Below are 12182 nucleotides of genomic sequence, written 5' to 3' on the forward strand. Positions count from 1 at the left end.
TGGTGCAGAGAACTTCGAAGTTGGAGGTCTAACGCCGGCTTTCTGGTGGTGGTTGACGCAGTGCTTCCGGGGGCTTGCTGTGACCTGAACGGGGGTGAATCACTTGCGCGGAGGGAACTTTGCAGGCACTCTTGTATTCATATTTAATTCAGAAAATGATCCGGAGATCACCCCATGAAATGCCCCGTTTGCCCCGACGCCATGCTCCTGATGTCAGACCGACAGGGGGTCGAGATCGACTACTGCCCCAGTTGCCGCGGCGTCTGGCTTGACCGTGGCGAACTCGACAAGCTGATCCAGCTGAGTGCGCGCTCCGAGGCGCCAGCCGCCGCAGCGGCACCGGCACAGCACCGCGCCCCTCCGCCGGATTACCGTGGCCGCCCTCAATTCGAAGACTCCGACTACGGCAAGAAGCAGTACGGCAACTACCGCCGCAAGTCCTGGCTGAGCGACATCTTCGATTGATGAGCGTCTGAGGCGCCTGAAAATCGGGCGCCTGACCCACTACCATCGCTGTCCATGGCGTTGAACTGGGTCTGGATCGGATTTTTCACCGTGGCAGGTGCCACGGCCCTCGTGCGCACCCTGATGGGTGACGAGGGTGTGTTCCAAGGGCTGCTCACGGCCCTGTTCGACGGGGCCCGCTCGGGCTTCGAGATCTCCCTGGGCCTGGCCGGCGTGATGGCGCTGTGGCTGGGCCTGATGCGGGTGGGAGAGCGTGCCGGCATGGTCGAAACCCTGGCGCGCTTGGCCGCGCCGCTGCTGCGCCGGCTGTTCCCCGAGGTGCCCAATGGTCACCCTGCGCAGGGCGCCATGACCATGAACATCTCGGCCAACATGCTGGGCCTGGACAACGCCGCCACGCCGCTGGGCCTCACGGCCATGCGCGAGCTGCAGACGCTCAACACACGCCAGCCCGACACGGCCAGCAACGCCCAGATCATGTTCGTGGTGATGAACACTGCGGGCCTGACCCTGATCCCCACCTCGGTGATCGCCATCCGTCAGAGCATTGCCGTCAAGCAGGGCCTGGGCGCAAGCTTCAACGCGGCCGACATCTTCCTGCCGACCTTGCTCGTCACCTTCGTGTCGCTGCTGGTGGGCGTGATGGCTGTGGCTGTTTGCCAGCGCCTGCCGCTGTGGCGCGCACGCTTTGCCTTGCCAATGCTGGCCGTGGCGGGCGTGCTGGTCGCCATCGTGACGGCACTGGCGCGGCTGCCGGCTGAGCAGGCGTCGCGCATCGCCGGTGCCACAGGCGCCATGGTGATCCTGGGCATCGTGATGCTGTTCCTGCTGGCGGGGGCGTTCAAGCGCATCAATGTGTACGACGCCTTCATCGATGGGGCGAAAGAAGGCTTCGGCGTGGCCATCCACATCGTGCCGTACCTGATCGCCATCCTGGTGGCCATCGGCGTGTTCCGCGCGGCCGGGTGCATGGACGCGCTGATGGCGGGCATCGGCTCGGTGGTGTCGGCCGTGGGGCTGGACACAGCCTTCCTGCCGGCCCTACCTGTGGGCTTGATGCGGATCCTGTCGGGTGCTGGCGCCCGGGGGCTCATGATCGATGTCATGCAGACCCATGGGGTGGAATCCTTCGCCGGGCGTCTCGCCGCCATCATGCAAGGTTCTTCCGAGACCACCTTCTACGTGATGGCCGTGTACTTCGGCAGCGTGGGCATCAAGCATGCGCGCCATGCGCTGGCCTGTGCGTTGCTGGCCGACACGGCCGGGCTGGTCACGGCGATCGCCATCGGCTACGCCATGTTGCGCTGAAGGGGCCGTGCCCGCTCGGGCTCAATCGGGCGTGTTGGCCTGTGCTGGCGCAGCGTTGCGACGGGCTTCCATCTGGCGACTCAAGGCTGGTGGCACCAGGTCGCGTTGCCCGCCCGTGCGCTTGCGGAACAACTCGGTGCGCGCCAGCAGGATGGTCGTGACGGGCACCGTGATCGACAGGAAGATGATGATCAGCCACGCGTGCAGCGAGAGCTTGTGATCCTGCGCCGAGAAGTACAGGATCGAGGCCAGTGTCACGCACCAGGCGGAGAAGCTGAAAGCCAGCGCCGGCGGGTGCATGCGTTGGAAGAAGGTGCGAAAACGCACCAGCCCGATGGCCGCCGACAGCGTGAAGATGCCGCTGAGCATCAGCAGCACCGCCACCGGGATCTCGATCCACAAGGACACGCCGGAGCCGTTCATTCGATCACCTCGCCGCGCAGCAGGAACTTGGCCATCGAGGCCGAACTGACAAAGCCGAACAGCGCGATCAGCAGCGCGGCTTCGAAGTACACCGCGTTGCGGTAGCGGATGGCCAGCACCAGCAGGGCCAGCATGCCGATGGTCCAGATCAGGTCCATGGCCAGCACGCGGTCTTGCGCCGAGGGGCCGCGCACCATGCGCACCAGCGCCAGGGACATCGCCAGGATGTAGCAGGCCATGGTGAACACGATGGCACTGAAGAGCAAGGGGCTCATGGGACGCTCCTCCCGGATTGGAAGATCTCGATCAATGGGCGCTCGTAGCGCGATTTGATCAGGGCGATTTCGGCTTGCTCGTCTTCCAGGTCGAATACATGGATCAGCAGGGCGCTGCGGTCCAGCGCCATCTCCGACCAGATCGTGCCGGGGATGACGCACATGATCGCGGCCAGCACGGCCAGCCCATTGGGGTCGTTCAGATCCAGCGGCACCACGATGAACGTGCCTTCGGGCAGTTTTTCGCCGCTGGCCAGCGTGCCCTTGAGCACACGCAGGTTGGAGCCGACCACATCACCACCGACGCGGAAGAACAGCTTGAGGGCCACCCAAGGCTTGCGGAAATGCACCGTGTTCGGCCGCAGCGAGCGCGTCAGGGCCGGTGCGCTCAGCCCCAGCACGATGGCCATCAACCAGTCACCGGCGCTGTAGGAGCGGTTGAGCACCAGCCACAGCCCGACCAGGGCCAGGGACAGCAGCGGCGCGGGGAACAGTCGCTTGACGATCATCCTCATGGCTGTCTCCTGGAGACGCTCTGCTTGAGCCGGTTGGCATTGGTGGGCGTGGGCAGAGGCTTCTCGGACAGCACGGCTCGGATGTAGGCGGCGGGCTGGTACAGGGATGCCACGGTGGCGCGCGCATAGCTCATGGCGGCCTCCGCCCGCACGGTGAAGGCCACGCAGATGGTGATCAGGATGACGATGGGCAGCGCCTCGACGGTGCGCAACACGGGGGCGGAGCGCTCCACCGGTGTCCAGAAGAACCGTATCCCGACGCGAGACAGCGCCACCAGGGCCAGCAGGCCGGAGCCCACCACGATGCCCATCAGGATCCAGTTGGCCAAGGGTACGTGCTGTGACGGCTCACCCAGCAGGGCGGACAGCATGGCGAACTTGCCGATAAAGCCCGACAGGGGGGGCAGCCCCGCCACCAGCAAGGTGCAGATGATGAAGCCCAGACCCAGCATGGCGGTGGCAGCGGGAATGGGCCGACCGATCAGTGCTTCTTCGTCCTCGTCCAGGTTGGTGTCGTCGTCCAGCAGTTCCTGCTCCGCCAGTGCGAAGGGCAGGTGGTCTTCTTCGTCCTCCGGGGCTCTTTGCGCATCCGGGTCGGGGTTGCGCGAGCGGTCCATCAACTCGGCCAGCAGGAAGAAGCAGGCCACGGCGAAGGTGGACACCGGCAGGTAGTACAGCGCCCCCGCGGTGACCTCGGGGCGGTTCAGGCCCACCATCGCCATCAACGTGCCTGATGAGACGATCACCGCGAAACCCACCAGCCTGGTCGGTCGCTGTGATGCCATCATGCCCAGGGCTCCGAAGGCCAGCGTGGCCATCCCTCCCCACAGCAGCCAGGCGCTGCCGAACCCGGCGGAGGGCCCAGCTGCCGGAGAGAACAGCAGGGTCGACTGGCGCAGCAACACGTAGATCCCGACCTTGGTCAGCAGGGCGAACACTGCGGCTGATGGTGCACCGGCGCTGGAGTAGGCCGGCACCAGCCAGAAGTTCAGCGGCCACATCGCCGCCTTGGCCAGAAAGGCCACGGCCAGGATGGCGCAGCCCGCATGCAGCAACGGCCGGTCGGCGGCGGCCACCCGTGGGATCTTGGCCGCCAGATCCGCCATGTTCAGCGTGCCCGTCACCCCGTAGATCAAGGCCGCCCCTACCAGGAACAGCGAGGACGCCGCCAGGTTGATCGTCAGGTAGTGCAGCCCTGATTTCACCCGCGATGGCCCTGAGCCGTGCAGCAGCAGGCCGTAGGACGCAGCCAGCATCACCTCGAAGAACACGAACAGGTTGAACAGATCCCCGGTGAGGAATGCACCGTTGATGCCCATGATCTGGATCTGCATCAACACATAGAAGTGCGCGCCGGCCTTGTGCCAGCGTGCCACGGAGAACAGCAGCGCGGCCAGGGCCACCACGCCCGTCACCAGCAGCATCAGCGCCGACAGGCGATCGAGCACCAGTACGATGCCGAAGGGCGCCTCCCAGTTCGATGGCAGGTAGACCCCATAGGCGCTGGGCTGGTCGCCCTGGCGCACCCAGCGCAGCAGCAGCCAAGCCACAACCAGGTTGGTCACGGTGGCCAGCGCGGCAAGGCCCGTCTTGCGACGATGGCGCCGGTCACCCAGCAGCAGCAGCAGGCAGGCCGTGAGCAGAGGCAGCAGGATGGGCACCACCACCAGGTGGGGCATCAGGCTCTGCGTGAACGCATGGATCGTGGCGTTCATTCAGCGTCTCCTACGCCATCGACATGGTCATTGCCGAAGAAGCCCCGTTGGGCCAGCAGCAGCACCAGGAACAGCGCCGTCATGGCGAAGCCGATCACGATGGCCGTGAGCACCAGGGCCTGGGGCATCGGGTCGGTGTAGCGCAGCAAGTTGGCGGGCACGCCCTTGACGATGATGGGCTCGCTGTCGACAGCCAGGCGGCCCATGCTGAAGATGAACAGGTTCACGCCATAGCTCAGCAGGGACAGACCCATGATCACCTGGTAGGTACGGGGGCGCAGCAGCAGCCATACGCCGCAGCTCGTCAAGGCGCCGATCGCGATGGCCAGCACGATTTCCATCAGCGGTCTCCTTCCATGTCACGGGCCGGCTTGCGGCGTCCCCGCACCGACTGGTGGCTCAGCGCGGTGAGGATGAGCAGCGTCGAGCCGACCACCAGGGTGAACACGCCGATGTCGTACAACAGAGCACTGGCCACGTAGAGCTCGCCGAGCACCGGCAGCGTCAGATGTGCCGTGTGCGTGGTCAGGAAAGGGTAGCCGAACCACAGCGACCCCAGGCCGGTGCTCGCGGCAATCAGCAGGCCGGCCGCGATCCAGCGGGGGGGCGCCAGGTGCATATGGGCTTCCACCCACTGCGTGCCGGACACGATGTACTGGATGATGAACGCCGTGGACAGCACCAGCCCGGCCACGAAGCCGCCGCCAGGCTCGTTGTGCCCCCGCATGAAGAAATACACCGCGATCACGGCCGCGACCGGCAGCAGCAGGCGCATTAGCACGGCAGGCACCAGCAGGTAGCCGTGGGCGGTGTCGTCGGCGGTCTGCGCGTTGACCAGGTCGGTGTTGAGGTCGGCCGGCACGGCCTGCTGTTGGGGCGGCAGGTTCACGCTTTCACGCGCGGGCCGGAAGCGCCGCAGCAGGGCGTACACCGTGAGCGCCACGGCGCCCAGCACGGTGATCTCGCCCAGCGTGTCGAAGCCGCGGAAATCCACCAGTATCACGTTGACCACGTTCGCGCCGCCGCCTTCAGGGATGGCGCGCTCCAGGAAGAAGGGCGAGATGCTGTGCGGGAACGAGCGCGTCATCACGGAGTAGGACAGCACCGTCATGCCCACGCCAGCGGCCATGGCGATCAGCAGGTCACGCGTGCGGCGCACGCGGGCCTTGATGCGCTTGCCCAGGCTCTGTCGGTCCAGATGCTCTTCCAACCGTTTGGGCAGCCAGCGCAGGCCCAGCATGAAGAGCACCGTCGTGACAGCCTCCACGGACAACTGCGTCAAGGCCAGGTCGGGGGCCGAGAACCAGGCAAAGTTGATCACCGTGACCAGGCCGGCCACGCTCATCAGCGCCAGCGCGGTCAGCCGGTGGTACTTGGCCTGCCAAGCCGCCCCGAAGGCAGCGGCAATGCCCACCGCCCATAGCAGCGCGAACGTTGGAGAGAAGGTGAGCGGTTGCCGATCACCCACCCACCAGGCGCCAGGCGGTGTCGCCCGCAGCCAGAAAGGCAGCAAGACCGCCAGCAGCGTGACCAACATCAGCAGCACCATCTGCGGCTGCAGCCTGCGGGTGCCGAACAGGCGCACCGCGTGCAGCGCGCCCCAGGAGACCAGGGCCATCAAGCCGCGGAACACGCGCTTGCCGTTGACAAGGCCTAGCAGCGGGGTGCGGGCGATCCGCCCGCTGGCGATGGGCTTGCGAAGCACCCAGTACAGCGCGATACCGCCGGCCATGGCCACCAGGCTCATTTGCAGCGGCACATTGAAGCCGTGCCACACGGCCAGATCGAAGACCGGCAGCTTGCCGCCGACCACGGGCGTGGCGGCCGTGTTCAGCACGGCGCTGATCGACCATTGCGGCAGGGTGCCCACCAGCAGGCAGGCCAGCACCAGCAGCTCCACGGGTACGCGCATCCAGTGCGGCGGCTCATGGGGTTTGCGCGGCAGATCGTTGCAGGCGTCCGAGCCGAAGAACACATCCACCGTGAAGCGCAGCGAGTACGCCACGCTGAACGCCCCGCCCAGCACGGCCCCGGCCGGCAGCAGGTAGTCGAACCAGGGCGCGGCCGTCACGAACACGGCTTCGGAGAAGAACATCTCCTTGGAGATGAAGCCGTTGAGCAGGGGCACACCGGCCATGGCCGCGCCGGCCACCATCGTCAAGGTGGCGGTGACGGGCATGTACCGTCGCAGGCCGCTCAGGCGCTGCATGTCGCGCGTGCCGGTTTCGTGGTCTACGATCCCCACCGCCATGAACAAGGAAGCCTTGAACGTGGCGTGGTTGATGATGTGGAACACGGCCGCCACGGCTGCCATCGGGCTGTTCAGGCCCAGCAGCGTGGTGATCAGGCCCAGGTGCGAGATGGTGGAGTAGGCCAGCACCCCTTTCAGGTCGTTCTGGAAGATGGCGCAGAAGCCCCCCAGCAGCAGGGTGATGAGCCCCGTGCAGGTGACGATCCAGAACCACTCGTCCGTGCCCGACAGCACGGGCCACAACCGCGCCAGCAGGAACACCCCGGCCTTGACCATGGTGGCCGAGTGCAGGTAGGCCGACACCGGGGTTGGCGCGGACATGGCGTGAGGCAGCCAGAAGTGGAAGGGAAATTGCGCGCTCTTGCTCAGGGCGCCCAGCAGGATCAGCACCAGCGCTGTCGTGTACAGCGGGTGCGAGCGCACCTTGGCGCCGGCAGCCAGCACGGTATCCAGCTCGTAGCTGCCCACGATCTGGCCCAGCACCAGCAGCCCGGCCAGCAGGCACAGGCCGCCCGCGCCGGTCACCGTCAGGGCCATGCGTGCGCCCCGGCGGGCATCGCGCCGGTGATGCCAGTAGCCGATCAGCAGGAAGGAGAACAGGCTGGTCAGCTCCCAGAACAGCGCGATCTGGATCAGGTTGCCCGACAGCACGACCCCGCTCATGGCCCCCATGAAGGCCAGCAGGAAGGCGAAGAAGCGCGGCACCGGATCGGCCGGTGACATGTAATAGCGCGCATAGAGCATCACCAGCGCGCCAATGCCCAGCACCAGGATGGAGAACATCCACGCGAAGCCATCCATCCGCAGGCTGAAATTCAGCCCGAGGGACGGCAGCCATTCGATGTCCTGGCGGATCACACCGCCGGCGGCAATCTCCGGAAAGTACAGGGCGGCCTGTACGGCGCAGACCAGAGCGATCAAGCCAGCAAGGCTCGATTCAGCATTTCGGGCGTTCGCGGGCAGCAGGGCCGCGATCAGACTACCCAGGAAGGGCAGGGCGACGAGTGTCAGCAGTGGCAGTGGCATGGGCGGCGGTCATGATGGATCCCGGATCAGGCCAAGGCCTTCTTGATGGCTTCAGCGAAGCCGCGCAGTTTGTCGTTATCCGCGCGTGCGCTGGCGTGGATGCGCATAGCTTCCCCACCGGAACGCGGAATGACGTGAAAATGGCAGTGCGGCACCGTCTGCCCGGCCGCCGCGCCATTGAGCTGACACACGAAGATCCCCTCGGCGCCCATGGCCTGCTTGACCGCGCGGGCCAGTTTCTGGGTGGTGCGCACCGTGGCTGCCGCGGCTTCGGGCGACAGATCCAGCAAGGTCTCGGCTCCCTCCTTGGGGATCACGAGCACATGGCCATCCGCCTGGGGCATGATGTCCATGAAGGCCAGCGTCGCATCGTCCTCGTAGACAGAGATGCAGGGCAGTTCACCCCGCAGAATCTTGGCGAAGATGTTGTTGCTGTCGTAGGCCATGGCAGTTGCGGATGGATGTATTGGTTCTGAATGGATTTGGACGATGATAATCGTGGATGTGCCGCAATCGGCCATCCAGGTCAGGAAAGTACACTCAAAAGGCGCCTCCAAACACAAAAGCCCGGACGAAGCCGGGCTTGGGGTTGAGACTATCGGTCAGGAGAGTGGGCTCGTGAGATGGATGTCAGTGAGACAGTGAGCGGCCTCCGGCTCCGGTTCGAACATCTCTGAAGTGCAGGTCTTCCATGGCGTCGCCAGTCTCGCTGGACGTGTCATCAGCCGAAATGGGCTGGATGTTCTGCGCCAATGAGCCCTTCGGGCCGACGGTCAGGTCGTACCTGACCTTGGAACCTTGCTTCAAGGTTCGGAAACCATCCATCTGGATGGCAGAGAAATGGGCGAAGACATCGCCCCCACCTACATCAGGCTCGATGAAGCCAAACCCTTTGGCGTCGTTGAACCATTTGACAGTGCCTGTGGCCATACCTGTCCTCCTGTAAATTTGACTCAATTCTGGTCATCGCGGACACCCATGTCAAGGCGCAGTTGTGACAGAACTTGTCCAATCCATGAGCGGTTCTAGGGGGGTGACAAACGATTGAATTAGGCGCATGTGGGCAGGGTTTGCGCCATTTTCGAGGCGCACCGCGATCAGGCTTTTCGGGCATCCCATCACGGCCGTTTTGGAGCCCTGCCAAGGTTGACGGGTCGATGCGTTGAAAAGGCCGGCCAGATCCGGGAAATTTACCCCCTTGTTTTCGGGTAGGTCACTCCAACATGGATAAGCAGGACGCAGAATGCTCTCTTAGAATCATTTCATGACCTGGTCGTTACATACCCATGCTTCGTCGGAGCCTCCAAAGGATCCGGACGGTGAAGGCGCGGGCTCGGTTGTGGTTGAGAAAGAGGAACTGCAACTCGAGCCTCCCAAGCTTTATCAGGTCGTGATGCTCAATGACGACTTCACCCCGATGGAGTTTGTGGTCTACGTCCTGCAGGATCTGTTTCGCCACGACATCGAGTCGGCCACTCAGATCATGCTCAAAATCCACCACGAAGGTCGTGGTGTGTGCGGTGTCTATACCAAGGATGTCGCGGCCACCAAGGTCGAACTCGTTCTTGCCGCCGCCCGGCGAGCCGGGCACCCCCTGCAGTGCATTCTGGAGACAGCATGATCGCGCAAGAGTTGGAAGTGAGTTTGCACATGGCCTTTGTCGAGGCCCGACAGCAGCGCCACGAGTTCATCACCGTGGAACATCTGCTGCTGGCGCTGATCGACAACCCGTCTGCGTCTGAAGTATTGAAGGCTTGCGCAGCCAATCTCGACGAACTGCGCAAGAGCCTTGACCAGTTCGTCCGCGATAACACCCCCACGGTTGGTGGCACCGATGAGGTCGATACCCAACCCACGCTGGGCTTCCAGCGGGTGATCCAGCGCGCGATCATGCACGTGCAGTCCTCCGGCAGCGGCAAGAAGGAAGTCACCGGTGCGAACGTGCTGGTCGCCATCTTCGGCGAGAAGGACTCGCACGCGGTGTATTACCTGCACCAGCAGGGCGTGACGCGCCTGGACGTGGTGAACTTCATCGCTCACGGCATCCGCAAGGTTGATCCGCCGGAAAGCCAGGGCAAGGCCGCGTCGTCGGATGCCAGCCAGTCGGAAACCGACAAGGAAGAGGGCGAAAGCAAGGCCTCTCCGCTGGAGCAGTACACCCAGAACCTGAACCAGGCCGCCCGTGAAGGCAAGATCGATCCGCTGATCGGTCGCGAGCACGAGGTCGAGCGCGTGATCCAGGTGCTGTGCCGCCGCCGCAAGAACAACCCGCTGCTGGTGGGTGAAGCCGGCGTGGGCAAGACGGCTATCGCCGAGGGCCTGGCCTGGCGCATCACGCAGAACGAAGTGCCCGAAGTGCTGGCCGATGCCGAGGTCTACGCCCTCGACATGGGCGCGCTGCTGGCCGGCACCAAGTACCGCGGTGATTTCGAGCAGCGCCTGAAGGCAGTGATCAAGCAGCTCAAGGAGCAGCCCAACGCCGTGCTGTTCATCGACGAGATCCACACGCTGATCGGCGCCGGTGCGGCCTCGGGTGGGACGCTCGACGCATCCAACCTGCTCAAGCCCGCGCTCAGCTCGGGTCAGCTCAAGTGCATCGGCGCGACCACCTTCACCGAGTACCGCGGCATCTTCGAGAAGGATGCGGCCCTGTCGCGGCGCTTCCAGAAGGTCGAGGTGGTGGAGCCTTCCGTCGAGCAGACCATCGAGATCCTGAAGGGCCTGAAGTCGCGCTTCGAAGAGCACCACAGCGTGAAGTACGCGCTGGGCGCCCTGCAGGCGGCTGCGGAGCTGTCGGCCAAGTACATCAATGACCGCCATCTGCCCGACAAGGCCATCGACGTGATCGATGAAGCCGGCGCCGCGCAGCGCATCCTGCCCAAGAGCAAGCAGAAGAAGACCATCACCCGCGCCGAGGTCGAGGACATCGTCTCCAAGATCGCCCGTGTGCCGGCCACCAGTGTGTCCAGTGATGATCGCAGCAAGCTCAAGACGCTGGACCGCGACCTCAAGAGCGTGGTGTTCGGTCAGGACAACGCCATCGACGCCCTGTCGGCCGCCATCAAGATGGCCCGCTCGGGCCTGGGCAAGCCGGACAAGCCGATCGGCGCCTTCCTGTTCAGCGGCCCCACCGGCGTGGGCAAGACCGAAGTCGCCAAGCAGCTGGCCTATGTGCTGGGCATCGACCTGATCCGCTTCGACATGTCCGAGTACATGGAGCGCCATGCGGTGAGCCGTCTGATCGGCGCGCCTCCGGGCTATGTGGGCTTCGACCAAGGTGGCCTGCTGACGGAGGCCATCACCAAGAAGCCGCATGCGGTGCTGCTGCTCGACGAGATCGAGAAGGCGCACCCAGATGTGTTCAACATCCTGCTGCAGGTGATGGATCACGGCACGCTGACGGACAACAACGGGCGCAAGGCCGACTTCCGCAACGTCATGATCATCATGACGACGAACGCGGGCGCCGAAACACTGCAGAAGTCCACCATCGGCTTCACCAACTCGCGAGAGCAGGGTGACGAGATGGGCGACATCAAGCGCATGTTCACGCCGGAGTTTCGCAACCGTCTGGACGCCATCGTGGGCTTCAAGCCGCTGGACGAAGAGGTCATCCTGCGCGTGGTGGACAAGTTCCTGCTGCAACTCGAAGGCCAACTGGCCGAGAAGAAGGTGGATGTCACCTTCACCGATGCGCTGCGCCGTTACCTGGCCAAGCGTGGCTTCGATCCGCTGATGGGCGCCCGCCCGATGCAGCGCCTGATCCAGGACACGATCCGTCGTGCGCTGGCCGACGAACTGCTCTTCGGCGATCTGGTCGATGGCGGCCGCCTGACGGTGGACGTTGTCACCAATGCCAAGGGCGAGGAAGAGGTCAAGCTGGACATCCAGGCGCGCCGCAGCGACAAGCCCAAGGCCGAGGCCGCGACGACGGAGTGACCGTCTTCGGGCGGGTGCTTGACGCTCACCGAGCGATGCAAAAGGCAGGCTTCACAGCCTGCTTTTTTTTGTGTGCAGCTTTGTTTGCCGCTTAGACCCTGTCGCCCGTGAGCGTCCAGTCCGGCCATCTTGAAGATCGGCTAGTGTCCTGTCCCGCTGATACGTGAGCAAAGTCGGTGCAGCTTAGCCAAGATTGAGTGAGCGGCAGCAGTCCACCTGAACGGTTGGCACTCGGTGTTGTATGCGGCGACAAAGTGATCAATGC

11 protein-coding genes and 1 pseudogene are annotated in these 12182 nt (G+C 64.4%); 4 read left to right on the forward strand and 8 right to left on the reverse strand.

Translation table 11 applies throughout. The features are described from left to right. The first annotated feature begins 174 nt into the window (after positions 1 to 174). On the forward strand, positions 175 to 465 hold the full coding sequence (locus WAQ08_RS16390; RefSeq protein ID WP_422192983.1) for a zf-TFIIB domain-containing protein: 291 nt from the start codon (positions 175 to 177) through the stop codon (positions 463 to 465). Between the two features lie 54 nt (positions 466 to 519). Then, a complete protein-coding gene (locus WAQ08_RS16395; RefSeq protein ID WP_422192985.1) occupies positions 520 to 1773 on the forward strand; it encodes a nucleoside recognition domain-containing protein in 1254 nt (417 codons plus the stop codon). 21 nt (positions 1774 to 1794) lie between these two features. Here WAQ08_RS16395 and WAQ08_RS16400 read toward each other — a convergent pair whose 3' ends face one another. From WAQ08_RS16400 to WAQ08_RS16435, 8 genes and pseudogenes are all read right to left on the reverse strand, one after another. Next, positions 1795 to 2196 carry a Na+/H+ antiporter subunit G gene (locus tag WAQ08_RS16400; protein WP_422192986.1) on the reverse strand — a complete coding sequence of 134 codons (402 nt, stop codon included), beginning with the start codon at positions 2194 to 2196 and terminating at the stop codon, positions 1795 to 1797. Beyond that, positions 2193 to 2471 (reverse strand): K+/H+ antiporter subunit F, encoded by a 279-nt coding sequence (locus WAQ08_RS16405; RefSeq protein ID WP_422192988.1) that lies wholly within the window; start codon positions 2469 to 2471, stop codon positions 2193 to 2195. Before WAQ08_RS16405 ends, WAQ08_RS16400 begins: the two co-directional genes overlap by 4 nt. Beyond that, positions 2468 to 2986, reverse strand: coding sequence for a Na+/H+ antiporter subunit E (locus WAQ08_RS16410; protein WP_422192989.1), 519 nt, complete (start codon positions 2984 to 2986; stop codon positions 2468 to 2470). The genes WAQ08_RS16405 and WAQ08_RS16410 overlap by 4 nt, the downstream gene beginning before the upstream one ends. Beyond that, positions 2983 to 4701: a monovalent cation/H+ antiporter subunit D gene (locus tag WAQ08_RS16415; RefSeq protein ID WP_422192990.1), complete on the reverse strand. Its 1719-nt coding sequence runs from the start codon at positions 4699 to 4701 to the stop codon at positions 2983 to 2985. Before WAQ08_RS16415 ends, WAQ08_RS16410 begins: the two co-directional genes overlap by 4 nt. Continuing rightward, entirely contained in the window at positions 4698 to 5042 is a 345-nt protein-coding gene (locus WAQ08_RS16420) for a Na+/H+ antiporter subunit C (protein WP_422192991.1), read from the reverse strand. Before WAQ08_RS16420 ends, WAQ08_RS16415 begins: the two co-directional genes overlap by 4 nt. Then, a complete protein-coding gene (locus WAQ08_RS16425; protein ID WP_422192999.1) occupies positions 5042 to 7972 on the reverse strand; it encodes a monovalent cation/H+ antiporter subunit A in 2931 nt (976 codons plus the stop codon). Before WAQ08_RS16425 ends, WAQ08_RS16420 begins: the two co-directional genes overlap by 1 nt. Before the next feature lie 32 nt (positions 7973 to 8004). After that, positions 8005 to 8424, reverse strand: a complete 420-nt coding sequence (locus WAQ08_RS16430; protein ID WP_422192993.1) for an HIT family protein — start codon at positions 8422 to 8424, stop codon at positions 8005 to 8007. Between the two features lie 289 nt (positions 8425 to 8713). Further along, positions 8714 to 8908, reverse strand: a pseudogene (locus WAQ08_RS16435) (cold-shock protein); the annotation flags it as partial. Positions 8909 to 9242: 334 nt separating this feature from the next. Between WAQ08_RS16435 and clpS the strand changes: the two are divergent. After that, complete coding sequence (gene clpS, locus WAQ08_RS16440; RefSeq protein WP_422192995.1) at positions 9243 to 9599, forward strand: ATP-dependent Clp protease adapter ClpS; 357 nt, start codon at positions 9243 to 9245, stop codon at positions 9597 to 9599. Beyond that, positions 9596 to 11917, forward strand: coding sequence for an ATP-dependent Clp protease ATP-binding subunit ClpA (gene clpA / locus WAQ08_RS16445; RefSeq protein ID WP_422192997.1), 2322 nt, complete (start codon positions 9596 to 9598; stop codon positions 11915 to 11917). Before clpS ends, clpA begins: the two co-directional genes overlap by 4 nt. Positions 11918 to 12182: the final 265 nt, after the last annotated feature.

This window comes from Aquabacterium sp. (genome assembly GCF_049274795.1).
GTDB lineage: Bacteria > Pseudomonadota > Gammaproteobacteria > Burkholderiales > Burkholderiaceae_C > Aquabacterium.